Consider the following 17,730-nt stretch of genomic DNA (forward strand, 5'->3'; position numbering starts at 1 on the left):
TCCCCAGGCTACCGGCGGCCCCGATCCGCGGCCCGGCGTCACCCGGCCACGATCAGGGAACCTGATCATGCGGGGTCCTCCCTCGCGGTCCACGGTGAGGGAGGACGCACAACGGGGAGGGAGGACGGCTGGTCAGCCCTCCGCGAGCTCCGCGGCGGCCAGCCACTCCTCCTCGACCTGCTCCTTCTCCGCCCGTACGGCGCGCAACTGCGCGTCGAGCTCCGCGGCCTTCGCGTAGTCCGTGGCCGCGGCCGCCAGTTGCTCGTGCAGCTTCCCCTCGTCGGCGTCGAGCTTGGCCAGCCGGCGCTCCAGCCGGGCCACCTCCTTCTTCGCCGCCCGCGAGTCGGCGGCCGACGTCGCCGGCCGGGCCGGCCCCCCGCCGGGCTGGGGCGTCGCGGTCGTCAGCGGCGCGCCGCCCGCGGCCCGCCGCTGGAGGTACTCCTCCACCCCGCCGGGCAGTTCGGCGAGCGAGCCGTCGCCGAGCAGCGCGACGACCTTGTCGCAGACCCGGTCGACGAAGTACCGGTCGTGGCTGACGACCAGCACCGTGCCCGGGAACCCGTCGAGCAGGTCCTCCAGCGCGGTCAGGGTGTCGATGTCCAGATCGTTGGTCGGCTCGTCGAGGACCAGCACGTTCGGCTCGGCCATGAGCAGCCGTAGCAGCTGCAGCCGCCGGCGCTCCCCGCCGGAGAGGTCGCCGACCGGCGTCCACTGCCGGTTCGCGGCGAAGCCGAACCGCTCGGCGAGGGATGACGCGGAGATCTCCTGGTTGCCGATGCGGGCGATGCGGGCGACGTCCTGCACCGCCTCCAGCACCCGGGCCTTCGGCGGCAGCTCGGCGACGTGCTGCGACAGGTACGCGACCGACACGGTCTGCCCGACGACGACCTTCCCCGCGTCCGGCTCCGTCTCGCCGACCAGCAGCCGCAGCAGCGACGTCTTGCCGGCACCGTTCACGCCGACGATGCCGATCCGGTCGCCGGGGCCGACGTGCCAGGTGAGGTCCCGGAACAGGGTGCGCGGGCCGTCGTCCGTGGGGACGGCGTAGTCGACGTCCTCCACGTCGTAGACCGTCCTGCCGAGCCGCCGGGCGGCGAAGCCCTTCAGCGCCATCGAGTCGCGCGGCGGGGGCTCGTCGGCGATCAGCGCCTGCGCCGCCTCGATGCGGAACCTCGGCTTGCTGGTGCGGGCCGGCGCGCCGCGACGCAGCCAGGCCAGCTCCTTGCGCACCAGGTTGAGCCGGCGCTCCTCGGTGACCGCGGCGATCCGGGCCCGTTCCGCCCGGGCGAGGGTGTACGCCGAGTAGCCGCCGTCGTAGGCGTGCACGTTTCCGTCGGCGACCTCCCACGTGGTGGTGCAGACCTCGTCGAGGAACCAGCGGTCGTGGGTGACGACGACCATGCCGCCGACCCGCCCCTTCACGTACTCGGCCAGCCAGGCGACGCCCTCGACGTCCAGGTGGTTGGTCGGCTCGTCGAGCACCAGCAGGTCCAGCGGGCGGATGAGCTGCGCGGCCAGCGCGACACGGCGCCGCTCGCCGCCGGACATCGGCGCGACCGGGGCGTCCAGGCCCAGCCGGTCCAGCTCCAGGCCGGTGAGCACCGATCGGACGGCGGGATCGCCGGCCCACTCGTGCTCGGCGGCGAACATCGAGGCCGGCAGGACCACGTCGCGGACCGTCGTGCCCGGCGGCAGCGTGCCGGACTGGTCCAGCACACCCATCGCCAGGTCGCCGCGGCGGGTGACCCGGCCGGAGTCGGGCTCGTCGGCCCCGGTGAGCATCGACAGCAGGGTGGACTTGCCGCCGCCGTTGCGGCCGACGACGCCGATGCGCTCACCGGCGGCGACGCCGAGGGAGACGTCGTCCAGGATCACGGTCGTGCCGTGTGCCTTGTGCACCCGCTCGAGGTTGACCAGGTTCAGGGGTGCGCTCATCGCGACCCAGTATCCGCCGGGCGGATCAGGCCAGTCGGGTGACCTCCACGGTCACGGTGTGGCCCTCGCTCCTCGGCCCGGAGAACAGCCCCTTGAACGGCGGGACGTCGCCGTAGTCGCGGCCCCGCCCCAAGGTCACGTGGCGCGGGCCGATGGGCACCGAGTTGGTCGGGTCGAAGCCGTTCCAGCCGCCGTCCCACCACTCGACCCAGGCGTGGCTCTCGCCGGTCACCGGCTCGCCGACGGCGGCGTCCTTGGCCGGGTGCAGGTAGCCGGAGACGTACCGGGCGGGCAGGCCGAGGGCGCGCAGCAGTCCGACGGTGACGTGGGAGATGTCCTGGCAGACGCCCTTGCCCTTGCCCCACGCCTGCATCGCGTTGGTCTTCACGCTGGTCGAGCCGGACAGGTACTCCATGTGCTCGCCGACGAACCGGCAGATCGCCGGGCCTGCCTCGTGCGGACGCGCGTCGCCGACCGCCGCCCGGGCCTGCGCGACCACCTCGTCGTCCATGGCGGTGAGCGGTGTGGCGGCCAGCAGCTCGCCGAACTGCTCCTGCACCTCCCGCGCGGCCAGGGCGCCCCAGCCGACCCGGTCGTGGGCGGCGAGGTCGGGGCCGGCCTCGACGATCGACGTCCCGGTGACCGCCAGCTCGGAGTGCGGGGTGTGCAGGTCGAAGGCGGTCACCGTCGACCCCCAGTAGTCGCGGTAGGCGTAGGCGGTGGCGGCCGGCTCGATCTCCACGCGCGAGCGCAGCGTCGTCTGGCGGTGGCTGTTCTCCGGGGTCAGCCGCGCCTCGTTGTAGGAGGACCGCACCGGACCGGAGTAGTGGAAGACGGTGCGGTGCACGACCTGCAGCCGCCAGCGGTGCGCGGCCGGCCGCGCCGCCGTCGTCAGCTCCTGGGTCTGGCCCTGGGTCACCCGGCCTCCTCCGGCACCCACACCTGGGGCGCCTGCTCGGTGAAGAAGCGGTGGGTGACCGCGGCGCTGGCCGCCGAGCAGGTGCGCTGCAGCTCCTCCAGCCGGCTCGGCAGCTGGGCCAGCAGCTCGGGCGGGCTCATGAACTCCAGCATCGTGCGCGCCCGGCCCACGATGCGGTGCGCCTCTCCGGCGACGCCGATGCGGGCGGCGTCGCGGACCGTCGACCGCTCCAGCTCGGCCAGGCACGCCTCGGCCTGCTCGAGCGCGGCGAACACCGATCGGGGGAAGAGCCGGTCCAGCAGCAGGAACTCGGCGGCCCGGCTGCTGTTGACCATGCCGCGGTAGGTGCGCAGGTAGGGCTCGTATGCGCCGGTCGAGCGCAGCACCAGGGTCCAGGAGGGCGCGGCGTCCCCGGCGAGCACGCGGGTCGAGATGATCCGCGACGTCATGTCCACCCGTTCCAGCGAGCGGCCCAGGATGAGGAACAGCCAGCTCTCGTCGCGGCTCATCGTGGCGTCGGCCAGCCCGAACACCATCGCCGAGCGCTCGCGGACGAACCGGAACAGCGAGTGCGGGCCGTACCGGCGCGCCATCGTGCGCTGCTGCGGCAGGGCGTTGTGGGTGACGTTGAGCGACTCCCAGATCTCGGCGCTGAGCACTTCGCGGGCGCCGCGGGCGTTCTCGCGGGCCGCCGAGAGCGCGCCGACGATCGAACTGGGGCTGGCGCGGTCGAAGGCCAGGGTCGCGAGCACCCGCTCGGTGTCGGCCTCGCTGTCGGGCACCGGCGATCCCATCAGCGCCAGGAGGTTGGCGCAGGCCCGCCGCTCGTCGATCCACGGGTCCTCGACCAGGCGCTGGGTGTGCACGTCGAGGATGCGTGCGGTGTCGTCGGCGCGCTCGACGTAGCGGCCGATCCAGAACAGCGACTCGGCGATCCGGCTCAGCACCGGGCCCCCCGAGGAGCCGAAACCGCGGTTTCGGCCCCCGCTCGAGCGGCCGAAACCGCGGTTTCGGCTCCTGCTTGCTGCTGTTGCTGGGACTGGCCGACGACGGTGTCACCGAGCGGGCCCGCATCCTGTCCCACCGGGTCCTCCGGGAGGTCGGCCGCGGTGAACTCGATGCGGGTGAGGTCCGCCTCCTCCGGCTCGGTCGCCTGCCGCGGCGGGCTGAGCACCCAGGTGTCCTTGGACCCGCCGCCCTGGCTGGAGTTGACCACCAGCTCCCCTTCCGGGAGGGCCACCCGGGTCAGCCCGCCGGGCAGCACCCAGACCCTGTCGCCGTCGTTGACCGCGAAGGGCCGCAGGTCGACGTGGCGGGGCGCGATCCGTCCGCCCACCAGCGTCGGGCACGTCGACAGCCCGATCGGCTTCTGCGCGATCCAGTCCCGCGGCCGGGCGCGCACCTTGACCGCCAGCTCCCCGAGGGTGCGCTCGTCGGCGCGCGGACCGATCACGATGCCCTTGCCGCCCGAACCGTCGACCGGCTTGAGCACCAGCTGGTCCAGCGACTCGAGCACCCACTCGACGGTGTCGGGGTCGTCGAGCCGGTAGGTGTCGGCGTTCTGCAGGACCGGCTCCTCGCCGAGGTAGTAGCGGATCAGGTCGGGCACCCACGTGTAGAGCAGCTTGTCGTCGGCCACGCCGTTGCCCACGGCGTTGGCGATGGTCACCCGGCCGGCGCGCGCGGCGTTGAGCACGCCCGCGCAGCCGATCACCGAGTCGGGGCGGAAGTGCACCGGGTCGAGGAACTCGTCGTCGATGCGGCGGTAGATGACGTCGACGCGCTGCTGCCCGTCCGTCGTCCGCATGCTCACCTGGTTGCCCGCGCACACCAGGTCGCGCCCCTCGACCAGTTCGACGCCCATCTGCCGGGCGAGCAGGGCGTGCTCGAAGTAGGCGGAGTTGTAGACGCCCGGCGTGAGGACGACGACCGTCGGGTCGGCCACGTTCGCCGGCGCGGACGCCTTGAGCGCCGCCAGCAGCCGGCTCGGGTAGTCGGCCACCGGCTGGATGCGGTGGTCGGCGAACAGCTCGGGCAGCACCTGGCTCATCGCGGCCCGGTTGGTGATGACGTAGCTGACCCCCGACGGCGAGCGCAGGTTGTCCTCGAGCACCCGGAAGTCGCCGGCCTCGTCGCGCACGAGGTCGATGCCGGAGACGTGCACCCGGACGCCGTTGGGCGGCACCAGCCCGTGCGCCTGCCGGTGGAAGTGCGAGCTGGTGGTGATCACGCTGCGCGGCACGACGCGGTCGGCGAACACCTGGCCGGCGCCGTACACGTCGGCGAGGAAGGCCTCCAGCGCGTGCACCCGCTGGGCCACGCCCCGCTCGATGACCGACCACTCCTCGGCACCGATCACCCGCGGCACGATGTCGAGCGGGAACGGCTGCTCCTCGCCCGCGTGGGCGAACGTGACCCCGGCGTCGCGGTAGGTCTGGCTCAGCACGTCGGCGCGCGCGGCCAGCTCGTCCCCGTCGATCGGCTGCATGGAGGCGAAGAGCCCGGCGTACGCCGGACGGGCGCGGCCGACCTCGCCGAACATCTCGTCCCACTGCTCCCCGAGGGAGTAGCCGTCGAAGAGGTCCGCCATGGACCGAACCTAGTTCCGGCGTGTGTCCGGCGCGTTTCGAGGACGCGAGGCCGCTCCGGTGACGCGGGGGTGTCGTCGGCAGGGTCTCTGCGATCAGCGCTCGCCCCGGACCACGGCCACCCCCAGCCAGGGGCGCAGCGCCCCGTCCGAGAGCAACCGGCCGACCCGGTGCGACTGCTCCTGCGCCTCGCGGAGCGCCGGGTCGTCGCCGTGCCGGCGGACCACCTCGGCGTCCACGGCGTCCGCCCGCTCGGTCCACTCCGCGGGGCTGTCCCCGAGGTCGGCCACGACGTGGTCCTCGAGCCGGAATCCGGCGTCGTCCAGCAGCTCGAGGAGTTCGGCCTCCGACGGGAACTCGTTGCCCTCGGGCAGCGGCGGCGGGAGCGGCGCGTCGGCCACGAAGACCAGGAGGCCCAGCCGGCGTCCGTCGCCGAGCACGCGCCGCAGCTCCGCGAGCACGCCGGCCTTGTCCGACGTGGTGCAGAGCACTCCGAGGCACCAGGCCGCGTCGAAGGCGCCGTCGGGGAAGGGCAGCGCCTGGGCGACCGCCGCGACCGAGGGCAGGCCGAACAGCCGCCGACTGGCCCGGGCCGCCGGGGTCATCGGCTCCGCGCACACCGGCCGCGGTCCGCGCTCGGCGGCCAGCCATCCGGCCGGTCCACCCACCCCGGCGCCGGCGTCCAGGAACCGGGTGCCGGCGCTCACCCCCAGCCGGTCGGCCAGCCAGCGCAGCGCCGCCTCGCTGCCGCTGCCGCGGCACCCGGCCGGGATCGCGTACTCGGGTCCGAGCGCGCGGACCGCCTCCTCGGTGAATCCGGCGACCGTGCCGAACTCCGACTCCATCGCGTCGCTCTCGAGCTCCGTCACGCCCTGCCCCTCAGTCGGTCGGCCACCTCGGCCTTGATCCGCGCGCCGTCGTCCGCACCCCGTGCCGAGCCCATCCCCGAGAGGTTCACCCCGACGACGCCCGGGACGGCCAGCAGCGCGGCGGCCTCGTCGACCGCCGCGGCGATGCCGGCCTCGCGCGGATCGTCCGCGCCGAGCACCCGCGCCACCACGTCGTCGTCCAGGTGGAGGCCGGGGAAGCGCTGCAGGACCCGGGCCGACGGCTCGTCGGTGTAGACGGCGACGCCGGCGACGAAGGGCACCGTGGCACCTGCCTCGCGGGCCGCCGCCACGAATCGCGCCACCCGGTCGGGGCTGCGCACGTGGTTGAGGACGCACAGCTGCGCGCCGGCTCGCTCCTTCTGCGCCACCCGGGCCGGGCGGAGATCGACCGGGGGCGCCTCCGGTGACTCGGGCACCGCGACCGGCAGGCCCATCCCGGCCGCCAGCGCGGTCAGGCGGACGCCGTCGAGCTCGAACACCTGCCTGGTGCCGGGCCGCACACCCGGTCCGCGCCCGTCACCGGTCACGCAGAGGACGCCGTCGACGCCGAGCGCGGCCAGTCCGGCGAGTTCCTGCTCGAGCACCAGCCGGTTGCGGTCGCGGCAGGTGAGCGTCGTCCAGAGCCGGCCGCCGGCGGCCATCACCTCGCGCGCGAGCATCGTCGGCGGGAAGTCCGGCCGGTCGGCGTGCTCGCCGGCCAGCAGGGCGTCGGCCGCCGTGCCGAGCACGCCGGCCACCCGGCGCACCGATCCCACGTCGAAGGGAGCGACGGACAGATCCGCCAGGACGACGGGGGCGGTGGCCGCCCGTGCCAGCAGCCCGTCCGCAGCGGGGACCGGGCGCGACCGCGGCGGGTCCGGCCACCTGACCAACGGTTCGCCCACGAACACGCACCGGTGCTCGGCCAGCTCGCATCGCTCGTCGTCCCGGACGCCGCCACAGGGGCCGAAGACCATGCGCTTGGGGCAGCCCGGCCGGCCGGCACCGCTCCCCTCGGGCTCCACGGGGGAGGCCTGACCGGTGCGGACCGCCACGAAACCAGCCGCCGCGACGAGACGGGAAGACACGGGGCGCCGACAGGGTTACCGTGGCACTAGTTGAGACCTCAACCAAGGAGGCCGGCATGCCTGCCGTGACCGTCGAGGACACCACCGCCCTGCCCCGCGTCCCCGTTCCCGCCCCCGGTACGGTCCGCCGCCGCGTCCGCTCGGTGACGACGGCGCCGTCGGGCTTCGAGGGCGAGGGCTTCCCGGTCCGCCGCGCCTTCGCCGGCGTCGACCTCCGTGACCTCGATCCCTTCATCCACATGGACCAGATGGGCGAGGTCGAGTACGCGCCGGGCGAGCCGAAGGGCACCTCCTGGCATCCGCACCGGGGCTTCGAGACCGTCACGTACATCATCGACGGCACGTTCGAGCACGCCGACTCCCACGGCGGAGGCGGCACGATCAGCAACGGCGACACCCAGTGGATGACCGCGGGCGGCGGCGTCCTGCACATCGAGCGCCCACCGGAGCACCTCGTCGTCAGCGGGGGTCTCTTCCACGGCCTCCAGCTGTGGGTGAACCTGCCGCGCGCGCAGAAGTGGGTCGAGCCGCGCTACCAGGACCTGCGCGCGAACCAGTCCGTGCTGCTGGCCAGCCCCGACGCCGGCGCCTTCCTCCGCGTCATCGCCGGGGACGTCGCCGGTCACGTCGGCCCCGGCTCCACGTATACGCCGATGGCCATGGTGCACGCGACCGTCTCCCCGGGCGCCACCCTCGACCTGCCGTGGCGGCGGGACTTCAACGCCCTGGTCTACGTGCTCTCCGGGGCCGGCTCCGTCGGCGTCGACGGAGCCCCGATCCGCACCGGGCAGCTCGCCGTCCTCGGCCCCGGGGACACCGTCACCGTCAACGGCGCCGTCCACCAGGAGTCGCGCACGCCGGCGCTGGACGTGGTCATCCTCGGTGGCGCGCCGATCCGGGAGCCGATCGCCATGTACGGGCCGTTCGTCATGAACACCCGACAGGAGGTCATGGACGCGTTCACCGACTTCCAGGCCGGTCGGCTGGGCTCGATCCCGGCCACGTACGTGCCGCACGGCGGCGTGACGGGCGAGACTGGACAGCCATGAGCAACCTGGACCGCCGTCCCGCCGCCCGCGAGCTCGGAGGCCTGGAGGGCACCGCCGCCGGCCCGGCGCTGGACCTGCTGCCGGGCAAGGAGGTGCTGCTCGGCGAGAGCACCTACGTCCGCCGGCTGCTGCCGACCCTGGGGCGACGGATGGTCGGCGCCTGGGCGTTCGTCGACCACTACGGCCCCGACGACATCGCCGACGGGGCCGGCATGCAGGTGGCGCCGCATCCGCACACCGGCCTGCAGACGGTGTCGTGGCTGCTGGAGGGCGAGGTGCACCACCGCGACTCCCTGGGCAGCGACGTCACCTTCGGCCCCCGGGAGCTGCCGTTGATGACGGCCGGCCTGGGCATCGCCCACTCGGAGCAGTCGCCGGTCAGCCACCCCCGGTTCCTGCACGGCGTCCAGCTGTGGGTGGTTCTCCCCGACGCCGTCCGCGACATGGCTCCGGTGTTCGAGCACCACGCGGCCCTGCCCGGGTTCACGTCCGACGGCGTGACGGCCACCGTGCTGGTCGGTGAGCTCGGCGGTGCGCGCTCGTCGGCGACCGCACACACGCCGCTGGTCGGCGTCGACCTGGAGCTGACGCCGGGTGCCGACGTCGAGGTGCCGCTGGACCCGGCCTTCGAGTACGGCGTCCTCACCTCCACCGGCGCGGCGGAGGTCGAGGGGGCGCCGCTGACCACCGGCGCCATGCTCTATCTGGGCACCGGCCGGAGGACCCTGCGGCTGCGGGGCGGGGCGACGGCCGACGGCCGGCCGACCCGCCTGATGCTGCTCGGCGGCGAGCCGTTCGAGGAGCGCGTCGTCATGTGGTGGAACTTCGTCGGCCGGTCGGGCGAGGAGATCGCCCACTACGCCGAGCAGTGGAACGCCGAGTCCGACCGGTTCGGTGCCGTGGTCGGCTACGACGGCGCCCGGCTCGAGGCGCCGCCGCTGCCGCCGGTCCCGCTCAAGGCCCGGGGGCGCGAGAGGTGAACGTCGACCACCGGATGCTGTCGTTCGTCGCCGGCCAGGCGTGGGGCGTCCTGGCCGCGATCCAGCCCGGCGGGCGCCCCCATCTGTCCAACGTCGGCTACGCCTACGACCCGGCGGCACGTCAGTTCCGCATCTCGGTGACCGAGGGCCGGGCCAAGACGCGCTACCTGCGGGAGGACCCACGGGTCACCCTGCACGTCGCGTCCAAGGACTTCTGGACCTGGGTCGCCGTCGAGGGCACCGCCGAGCTCACCCCGGTCGCGGCCGACCCGCACGACGCCACGGTCGAGGAGCTCGTGACCTACTACCGCGCCATCAACGGCGAGCACCCCGACTGGGACGAGTACCGCGCCGCCATGGTGGCCGACCGCCGGCTCGTCGTCCGGTTCAGCCCCGAACGCACCTATGGCCAGGTCCGCGTCTGAACGGGGGCGGGCGGCCCTCCTCGCGTTCGTGCTCCTGGCCGCCGGCTGCGGCAGCGAGGAGCCGGGCGGATCCGGCGCCTGCGAGGAGGGCACCGTGGTCTGCGACGACAACGGCGGCGGCTCCCCGGCGCCGACCCGCTGAGCGCGGGTCGGCCGGGGAAGCCGCTCGCCGTCAGGCCGGCAGCTCCTGCATGACCTCGAAGGGCGCGCCCCACGGGTCCTCGACGACGGCGAACCGCCCGAACGGGGTGTCCATGGGTGTCATCGTCACCGTGCCGCCCTTCGCCTCGACCGTGGCGACCGCCTCGTCCGCCGATGCCACGGAGAAGCAGGTGAGCCAGCCCCTCGGCATGCTCGGGTCCGAGGCTCCGAGCCCGCCGAGCGGGTTGCCGCCGGTGGAGAACGTCGCGCAGTCCATGCCCTCGCCGGCCACTTCGGCGCTCATCTGCTCGAAGGTGAACCCGAAGACGGCGCTGTAGAACTCCTTGGCGGCAGCCGTGTCGTCGACCATCGCCTCGTTCCAGGCCAGCGCGCCCGGCTCGTTGTGGATCTGGACGCCGGTGTTGAGACCGGACTGCCAGAGGCCGAACGGATTCCCCTGCGGATCGAGCGCGATGACCATCGTGCCCATCGGCCCGACCTCCATCGGCTCGACCACGACCTGGCCTCCGGCGTCCCTGATCTTCGCGGCCGTCGCGGCGGCGTCGTCCGCCGCGAAGTACGTCGTCCACCGCGGGGGTCGTCCGGGTCCTGCTGCGGGCCCATGCCGCCGGCCATGCGGCCGTTGCGCATCACGGTGAGGTAGCCGCCGAACTCGGGCTCGCCACCGGCGTACTCCCAGCCGAGCACCGCCGCGTAGAAGTTCTTCGTCGCCTCCAGGTCGGCGGCGCCGTAGTCCACCCAGCACGGGGTCCCGTTCGGCCAGGGTGTGTCGCGAGTGGGCATGACATCTCCTCTTCGTCGGGGAGAGGAACCGTCCCACCGGCCACCGACAGTTCCCAGAGGACCGGTCCGGAGGAGCGGGTCAGAACCGGCCGCCGCCGCTGCGACCGCCTCCGCCGAAGCTGCCCCCGCCGGAGCGCCCGCCGCCCCCGCCGAAGCCGCGTCCCCCGCCGAAGCCGCCCCCGCCGAAGCCACCACCGAACCCGCCGCGGCCACCGCCGAGCAGGATCCCGCCGAGCACGAGGCTGCCGAGGTCCACCCCGCCCCGGCGGTAGCCCCCGCCGTACCCGCCGCCGAAGCCACCGGGCCCACCGAAGCCGCCGCCGTAGCCGCCTCCCGACCAGCGGGTCACGTCGTCCTGGGCCAGGTCGAGCGCCGACTGCGCCATCATCGCCGCCTGGTGCGCCTCGCGGAGTGCGGTCACCGGGTCGTCCCGCCCGAGCTCGACGGCGAGGTCGTGGTGCCGCTGCGCCTCGGCCAGCCGGGTCCGCGCCTCGGGCCCGACGGCGCCGCGCCGGGTGCCGATGAAGTCCGCGGCCGCCGCGATGGTGGAGCGGGCGGTGAGCAGCGCCTGGTCGAGGGCTGCGGCCGCCCGGCGCATCTGGGTCTGCTGGTCCCGCGCGACCGACAGCGCCTGCTCCAGGGCGATGTCGGCCTCCTCGAGCTGGCGCAGCGCGGCGAGGGGATCGGTCCGCGAGCCGGTCCGCAGCAGCTCGTCGGCCGAGGTCAGCGCCGCCTCGGCACGGGCGATCTGGGGCCGCAGTCCGGCCCTGTCCCCGCCGGCGACGAGCGACCGGGCCTCGGCGAGGTCCTTCTCCGTCTCGGCCCGCATGTCGGCCACCCGCTCGGCGGCCGCGTCGAGGTCCGCGGCGAGCCGGCCGACGGCGTCGAGCAGCGTGGCGGTCTGCGCGACGGCGTCCTCCGCCGCCCGGATGTCACCGACGGCGGCACCCGCCCGGCCGGCCGCCAGCTGCTCGCGCGCCTCGACGACCTCCTGCTCCGCGGCGGCGAGCCGGGCCCGCGCCTCGGTGGTGTTGTCCCGCACCGAGACGACGGCCGAGTCCGCGTACCGCTGCTGGAGCTGCGCGAGGCGCTGCTCCTCCTGCGGCACCCGGGCGCGCAGCTCGGCGATCCGCGGCCCGAGCGCGTCGAGCACCTGCGGCGCGGTGTGCTCGAGGTCGCGCAGCTCGGCGAACGCCGCCGCCTGCTGGTCCAGCCGCGCGTCGGCCGCCTCGACGAGGGCGAGCATGTCGGCGAGCATGCGGCGGGTGGTCGGCTCGTCCTCCGGGACGTCGTCGTCCAGCTGCTGGCGGATCGCGAACGCGCGCGCCAGCTCGTCCCGCGAGGCCGCCAGGGCCTGCTCGAACCCGGCGACCGCCTCGGGGCCGTACTGCAGGCGGGCGTAGTCGAGGTCGAGCTGCGAGGTCTTCATCGCCTCGTCGAGCTCGAGCAGCGCGCTGCTGGCCCGGAACTGGACCTGCTCGGTGCTCTCGCCCGGGAACGGGTCGGGCCGCTCGATGCGCTGCACCGGCGGCGGCAGCGCCTCCCGAGCACGCCGCCGTGAGCGGGTCGCCAGGTAGACCCCACCACCGACGACGGCGACCCCGCCCAGCACCAGCAGCGCCCCGCCCCCGCCCGACCCGCCGCCGGACTCGTCGGTCGTGCCACCGCTGTTCCCGGCACGCAGCAGGTCGGCGAAGGCGACGACACCGCCGGCGAAGTCGCCGTCGCGGAACGGGGGTTCGACCACCTGCTCCACCTCGGCGTAGGTGACCGGGGAGTTCGCCGGCTTGTAGAAGCCGTAGGCGCCGTCGACGACCGCGACCGCGATCAGGGCGTCGTTGCCCCCCAGCTGGGAGAGCTCGGCGGTCGACTCGGCCCAGTCACTGCCCCGGGCGCCGTCGAAGCTGGAGACGAAGACGGCGAACAGCTGGGTGCCGTCCTCCGCCTGGAGCCCTTCGATGGCCTCCTCGACCTGGGTCTCGTTCCCACTGAGCGCGCCGACGCTGTCGACCACCTGCTCCTCGAGGCGGAACGGCTCCTCGGCCGTCGCGGTCCCACCGCTCAGCACGAGGAGGGCGGACACCCCGAGGACGACGGACAGCCGGCGCACGGCACCTCCCGGGCGAGATCGGTTCGGAACGCCCGACCCTACCGACGCTGGAGGGGTCCGGCCGGAGCGCACGGGGTAGGGCGGGAGACCGCCCACCGATCACGAGGAGTCAACGTGCCGGACCCCGACCGCGTGCCCGCAGCAGACCTGCCGCCCGGAACGGTCCGCCGGGCCGGGGCCTGGGCGGTGGGCAACCGCGGGCCGGCGGGCGAGGACCGGTACTTCGCCGTGTCCCGCCGCTGCCGGCACCAGCTCGCCGACCTCTCCGAGGGCACGGTGGACGCCGACGGCTGCCTGGTCTGCCCCTGGCACCAGAGCCGCTACGACCTCCGGACCGGCGAGATGGTCGAGGGGCCGAAGGGCTTCCTCGGCTACCACGGACCGACGCCCGGCTACACCCAGCTGGTCGAGCTGGTCGGCCGGATCGCCCGGCTGCGGGTGCGCCGCGCGGTGCGCCGCAGCGACGACGTCGTCCTCGAGTAGGCGGAGTGGGAGGGGCGCGGAAACCGCGCCCTCCCACTCCACTCAGGTGCGTTCGATCGGCTGGTCCACGCCCTGCACGAGCGCGTCGCTCTCCGGGTTCTCGGCTCCGGTCGCCCGCACGTCCACCCCCATGGTCGCCGCCACCTGCTCGGCCGACTTCGGCCGCAGGACGCCGTCCCGGATCTGCTCGGCCCAGTGGCAGCTGACCAGCCGGCCCGGCGCCAGCTCGCGCAGCACCGGCACCTCGTCGTCGCACCGGGTCTCCTGCCGCCACGGGCAGCGGGTGTGGAACCGGCAGCCGCTGGGCGGGTTGGCCGGCGAGGGCAGGTCGCCGGCCAGCAGGATCCGCTCGCGGCGCTCCTCGACCACCGGGTCCGGCACGGGGACGGCGCTCATCAGCGCGCGCGTGTACGGATGCAGCGGTTGCTCGTAGAGGGCGTCGGCCGGCGCCTGCTCGACCAGCGAGCCGAGGTACATGACGCCGACGACGTCGCTGATGTGCCGCACCACCGCCAGGTCGTGCGCGATCACCAGGTAGGTCAGGCCGAGCCGCTGCTGCAGCTCCTCGAGCAGGTTGAGCACCTGCGCCTGCACCGAGACGTCGAGCGCGGACACGGGCTCGTCGGCGATCAGCAGGTCCGGCTCGAGGGTCAGCGCACGCGCGATGCCGATCCGCTGCCGCTGGCCGCCGGAGAACTCGTGCGGATAGCGCCGCAGCGCCGCTGAGGGGAGCCCGACGGAGTCGAGCAGCCTGCGGATCTTCTCGGCGACGCCCTTCGACCCGCCGCCGAGGCCGTGGGCGCGCAGCGGCTCGGACAGCAGCGACTCCACGTTCTGGCGTGGATCGAGGCTGCCGAGCGGGTCCTGGAAGACCATCTGCATGCGCTGCCGCATGCGCCGCAGCGGCTCCCCCTTGAGCGCGGCGACGTCCGTGCCGTCGAAGAGCACCTTGCCGTCGGTCGGCTCCACCAGCCGCAGGATCGCCCGGCCCAGGGTGGACTTCCCGCAGCCCGATTCGCCCACCAGCCCGTACGTGGAACCGCGCGGGACGGCGAGGTCGACGCCGTCCACCGCCCGCACGTGCCCGACCGTGCGGTCGAACACGATGCCGCGCTTGATGGGGAAGTGGACCTTCAGCCCCTCCACCCGCAGCAGGTCGTCGGTCGGCGTGGGGACGGCGGTCATCGGCCCTCCCCCGACGCGGTGGCACCGGCGGGTGCCGACGGGTACTCGATGGGGTGCCGGCACCGCAGTTCCCGGCCGGGCCCGTCGTACTCCAGCGGCACGATGCTGCCGGAGACCTCGGTGAGGCAGTCGTCCTGCGCGTTGTCGCACCGGGGGGCGAAGGCGCAGCCCTGCTCCCAGGGGATGGTGTCGCGGGCCGAGCCGCGGATCGGCTGCAGCGGTGCCCCCCGGCCGGTGTCGAGCCGTGGCACGGACGCCAGGAGCCCACCGGTGTAGGGCTGGCGGGGGCGGGCGAACAGGTCGTGCCGGTCGGCCGTCTCGATGATCTTCCCGGCGTACATAACGTGCACCCGGTCGCAGAGGCCCGCGACCACGCCGAGATCGTGGGTGATCATCACCAGCGCCGTCCCGGACTCCACGACGAGTTCGCGCAGCAGCTCGAGGATCTGCGCCTGGATCGTGACATCGAGGGCAGTGGTGGGCTCGTCGGCGATCAGCAGGCGCGGGGCACACGCCAGTGACATCGCGATCAGCGCGCGCTGGCGCATGCCGCCCGAGAGCTGGTGCGGGTACTCGTCCAGCCGGCGCCGCGGGTCGGGGATGCCGACCCGGTCGAGCAGGTGGGCGGCCTCCTCGACCGCCTCCTTCCGCTCCATCTTCCGGTGCTCGCGCAGCACCTCGGTCACCTGCGTGCCGATCTGCACGGTCGGGTTGAGGGAGGACAGCGGGTCCTGGAACACCATGGCCATGTCGGCACCGCGTAGCCGGCGCAGTTCGCCGTCGGCGAGGCCGAGCAGCTCCCGGCCGTCCAGCTGGACCGAGCCGGTCACCTGCACCCGCGCGCGGGCAGCAGACCCATGACGGCCAGCGAGGTCACCGACTTCCCGCAGCCTGACTCACCGACGAGGCCGATCGTCTCGCCGGGGGCGACGGCGAAGCTCACGCCGTCCACGGCTCGGGTGGCCTGCTCGCCCTTGCGCTGGAAGAGGACGGCGAGGTCGTCGACCTCCAGGACGGGCGCGGTGTCGCGCTCGGGAGTGGGCGGCATGGTCTGGATCCAGCTGGTCACGTCGCGCTCACCGCCGGAACTTCGGGTCGAGGGCCTCGCGCAACCGCTCGCCGAGGAGGGTGAAGCCGAGGGCGACGATGATGATGCACAACGCTGGATAGATGGCGAGCTCCGGTCGGATGGAGAGGAAGCGCTGCGCGCTGGCCAGCATGGCGCCCCATTCCGGCCGGGCGATGTTGGGGTCGCCGAGGCCGAGGAACGACAGCGCCGCCGCCTCGATGATCGCCGTCGCTAGGGACAGGGTCGCCTGCACGATGACCGGGGACAGCGAGTTGGGCAGCACGTGGCTGAACACGATGCGGGCCCGCTTGACGCCGAGGGCGCGCGCGGCCACGGCGTAGTCGCTGTTGCGCTGGGTGAGCATCGATCCGCGCAGCAGCCGGGCGAAGATCGGCACCTGGGTGACGGCGATGGCGATCATCAACGAGTACTGGTTCTGGCCCAGCAGGACCGAGACCGTGATCGCCATCAGCAGGGCGGGGATCGACAGCAGGATGTCGACGAAGCGCATGACCACGGTGTCCACCCAGCCGCCGAACGCCCCGGCCAGGACGCCGAGCGCCATGCCGACGGCGACGCCGAGCACGGTGGAGACGACACCGATGAGCAGCGACTGCCGGGAGCCGTAGATCAACCGCGACAGCAGGTCGCGGCCGAGGTTGTCGACGCCCAGCGGGAAGCCCTCGCGGCTGCCGGGGATCACGCCGGGCCGGATGTCGGACAGCAGGTACTGCACCAGCGGGTCCCTGGGCGCCAGCAGCGGCGCGAACGCGGCGACGACCAGGAACACCAGGACGATGACCGCGCCGATGATCGCCACCGGGTCGCGGCGCAGCCGCCGGAACGCGCTCCTGGTGAGGGAGACCCCGCCCTCCCCCTCGGGGACCTGACCCGCTCGGGCAGCGAGTTCGTCGATCCGCCGTCGCTTGGTGTCGCCCAGCGCGGTCATCGGCGCTGCCCCCCGTCCGCTTCCGCGAGCGTCATCGGACGCGCACCCTCGGGTCGAGCAGGCCGTACGAGATGTCGACCAGCAGGTTCACCAGCACGTAGATGACGGCCAGCATGAGGATGAAGCCCTGGAGGATGGCGAAGTCCCGGTAGGTGATCGCGTCGCGCAGCGCCAGCCCGACGCCACCGAAGGCGAACACCGTCTCGGTCAGCACCGCGCCGGAGAGCAGGAGGCCGGTGTACAGCCCGATCGTCGTGATGACCGGCAGCAGCGCGTTCCTGAGGATGTGGCGCCGCCGGACCGTCGACGTCGCCAGGCCCTTGGCGTTCGCCGTCCGCACGTAGTCCTCGTTGACCACGTCGAGAACCGCCGCGCGAGTGATCCGGACGATGATCGCCAGCGGGATGGTGCCCAGCGCGATGGCCGGGAGGATCAGGTGCAGGACGGCGTCCCAGGCGGCGTCCCACTCCCGCGTGAGCAGCCCGTCGAGCACGTAGAAGTTGGTGACGCGCGTGGCGTCGATGCGCACGTCCTGCCGGCCGGAGCCCGGCAGCCAGCCCAGCTCGACGGCGAACAGGACCCGGAGGAGGTAGGCGAGGAAGAACACCGGGATGGCCACGCCGACCAGCGACCCCACGACGGAGGCGGAGTCCAGGAAGCTGCCGTAGCGCCGGGCGGCGAAGTAGCCCAGGGGGATGCCGATGCCGATCGCGAAGATCATCGCCATCACGGTCAGCTCGATGGTGCCGGGGAAGCGCTCCAGGAAGACGTCGGTGACCGACCGTCCGTACTGCGTCGAGTTGCCGAAGTCCAGCCTGACCGCCCGCCCCAGGAACCGCAGGTACTGCACGTAGAGCGGCTCGTCGAGACCGAAGAGTTCGTTGTACTGCGCGATCGCCTCGGGTGTGGCTCGTTCGCCCAGGGCTGCCTGGGCGGGGCCGCCGGGCAGGGCCCGCAACCAGGCGAACAGGAGGACCGACAGCCCCAGCAGGATCGGGATCAGCTGGAGCAACCGCTGGACGATGAAGCGGAGCACGCGCTCGGGTCAGCCTTTCCGGAGGGCGGTGGAAATCCCGCGGTCGAACCGACGGTGGGGCCGTTCGCGCCGGCGGTGGCGATCCTGCCACCGCCGGCGC

General features: G+C 73.8%; 17 protein-coding genes. 4 read left to right on the top strand and 13 right to left on the bottom strand.

All coding sequences use genetic code 11. The features are described 5' to 3' along the window. Positions 1–132: 132 nt before the first annotated feature. The 6 genes from MVA48_RS13885 to MVA48_RS13910 all read right to left on the bottom strand — a co-directional run bounded on the left by MVA48_RS13885 (position 133) and on the right by MVA48_RS13910 (position 7,366). Positions 133–1,935 carry an ABC-F family ATP-binding cassette domain-containing protein gene (locus MVA48_RS13885; protein WP_246981224.1) on the bottom strand — a complete coding sequence of 601 codons (1,803 nt, stop codon included), beginning with the start codon at positions 1,933–1,935 and terminating at the stop codon, positions 133–135. Between the two features lie 25 nt (positions 1,936–1,960). After that, positions 1,961–2,854 (bottom strand): transglutaminase family protein, encoded by an 894-nt coding sequence (locus MVA48_RS13890; RefSeq protein WP_246981225.1) that lies wholly within the window; start codon positions 2,852–2,854, stop codon positions 1,961–1,963. Then, positions 2,851–3,801 (bottom strand): alpha-E domain-containing protein, encoded by a 951-nt coding sequence (locus MVA48_RS13895; RefSeq protein ID WP_246981227.1) that lies wholly within the window; start codon positions 3,799–3,801, stop codon positions 2,851–2,853. Before MVA48_RS13895 ends, MVA48_RS13890 begins: the two co-directional genes overlap by 4 nt. Next, complete coding sequence (locus MVA48_RS13900; protein WP_246981229.1) at positions 3,795–5,444, bottom strand: circularly permuted type 2 ATP-grasp protein; 1,650 nt, start codon at positions 5,442–5,444, stop codon at positions 3,795–3,797. The genes MVA48_RS13895 and MVA48_RS13900 overlap by 7 nt, the downstream gene beginning before the upstream one ends. Positions 5,445–5,537: 93 nt before the next feature. Then, positions 5,538–6,311 carry a class I SAM-dependent methyltransferase gene (locus MVA48_RS13905; protein WP_246981231.1) on the bottom strand — a complete coding sequence of 258 codons (774 nt, stop codon included), beginning with the start codon at positions 6,309–6,311 and terminating at the stop codon, positions 5,538–5,540. After that, positions 6,308–7,366 (bottom strand): methylenetetrahydrofolate reductase, encoded by a 1,059-nt coding sequence (locus tag MVA48_RS13910; RefSeq protein ID WP_246981232.1) that lies wholly within the window; start codon positions 7,364–7,366, stop codon positions 6,308–6,310. The genes MVA48_RS13905 and MVA48_RS13910 overlap by 4 nt, the downstream gene beginning before the upstream one ends. An 89-nt stretch (positions 7,367–7,455) precedes the next feature. On the opposite strand from MVA48_RS13910, the gene MVA48_RS13915 reads away from it, so the two are divergent. Genes MVA48_RS13915 through MVA48_RS13925 form a run of 3 tightly spaced genes read left to right on the top strand, consistent with a single transcriptional unit; the run spans position 7,456 to position 9,853 of the window. Next, a complete protein-coding gene (locus MVA48_RS13915) occupies positions 7,456–8,448 on the top strand; it encodes a pirin family protein (RefSeq protein ID WP_246981233.1) in 993 nt (330 codons plus the stop codon). Beyond that, complete coding sequence (locus MVA48_RS13920) at positions 8,445–9,428, top strand: pirin family protein (protein WP_246981234.1); 984 nt, start codon at positions 8,445–8,447, stop codon at positions 9,426–9,428. Before MVA48_RS13915 ends, MVA48_RS13920 begins: the two co-directional genes overlap by 4 nt. Further along, positions 9,425–9,853 (top strand): PPOX class F420-dependent oxidoreductase, encoded by a 429-nt coding sequence (locus tag MVA48_RS13925; protein WP_246981235.1) that lies wholly within the window; start codon positions 9,425–9,427, stop codon positions 9,851–9,853. Before MVA48_RS13920 ends, MVA48_RS13925 begins: the two co-directional genes overlap by 4 nt. A gap of 172 nt (positions 9,854–10,025) precedes the next feature. Here the strand turns inward: MVA48_RS13925 and MVA48_RS13930 are convergent, their stop codons facing one another. Together MVA48_RS13930 and MVA48_RS23515 are read right to left on the bottom strand one after the other, a co-directional pair. Further along, entirely contained in the window at positions 10,026–10,511 is a 486-nt protein-coding gene (locus MVA48_RS13930; protein ID WP_246981236.1) for a VOC family protein, read from the bottom strand. 366 nt (positions 10,512–10,877) lie between these two features. Beyond that, positions 10,878–12,908 (bottom strand): TPM domain-containing protein, encoded by a 2,031-nt coding sequence (locus MVA48_RS23515; protein WP_256461073.1) that lies wholly within the window; start codon positions 12,906–12,908, stop codon positions 10,878–10,880. Positions 12,909–13,022: 114 nt separating this feature from the next. Between MVA48_RS23515 and MVA48_RS13945 the strand changes: the two genes are divergently transcribed. Then, entirely contained in the window at positions 13,023–13,391 is a 369-nt protein-coding gene (locus MVA48_RS13945; RefSeq protein ID WP_246981237.1) for a Rieske (2Fe-2S) protein, read from the top strand. 42 nt (positions 13,392–13,433) lie between these two features. Here the strand turns inward: MVA48_RS13945 and MVA48_RS13950 are convergent, their stop codons facing one another. Genes MVA48_RS13950 through MVA48_RS13970 form a run of 5 tightly spaced genes read right to left on the bottom strand, consistent with a single transcriptional unit; the run spans position 13,434 to position 17,630 of the window. Then, positions 13,434–14,576 carry an ABC transporter ATP-binding protein gene (locus tag MVA48_RS13950; protein WP_246981238.1) on the bottom strand — a complete coding sequence of 381 codons (1,143 nt, stop codon included), beginning with the start codon at positions 14,574–14,576 and terminating at the stop codon, positions 13,434–13,436. Next, on the bottom strand, positions 14,573–15,406 hold the full coding sequence (locus MVA48_RS13955; protein ID WP_256461074.1) for an ABC transporter ATP-binding protein: 834 nt from the start codon (positions 15,404–15,406) through the stop codon (positions 14,573–14,575). The genes MVA48_RS13950 and MVA48_RS13955 overlap by 4 nt, the downstream gene beginning before the upstream one ends. Continuing rightward, the gene (locus tag MVA48_RS23520) at positions 15,403–15,645 is read right to left on the bottom strand and encodes an ATP-binding cassette domain-containing protein (RefSeq protein ID WP_256461075.1); all 243 of its coding nucleotides are present in this window, start codon (positions 15,643–15,645) and stop codon (positions 15,403–15,405) included. The genes MVA48_RS13955 and MVA48_RS23520 overlap by 4 nt, the downstream gene beginning before the upstream one ends. 7 nt (positions 15,646–15,652) lie before the next feature. Beyond that, a complete protein-coding gene (locus MVA48_RS13965; RefSeq protein WP_246981239.1) occupies positions 15,653–16,594 on the bottom strand; it encodes an ABC transporter permease in 942 nt (313 codons plus the stop codon). 31 nt (positions 16,595–16,625) lie between these two features. Then, the gene (locus MVA48_RS13970) at positions 16,626–17,630 is read right to left on the bottom strand and encodes an ABC transporter permease (protein WP_246981241.1); all 1,005 of its coding nucleotides are present in this window, start codon (positions 17,628–17,630) and stop codon (positions 16,626–16,628) included. Between the last annotated feature and the right edge of the window lie 100 nt (positions 17,631–17,730).

Source organism: Blastococcus sp. PRF04-17, from assembly GCF_023016265.1.
Classification (GTDB): Bacteria; Actinomycetota; Actinomycetes; order Mycobacteriales; family Geodermatophilaceae; genus Blastococcus_B.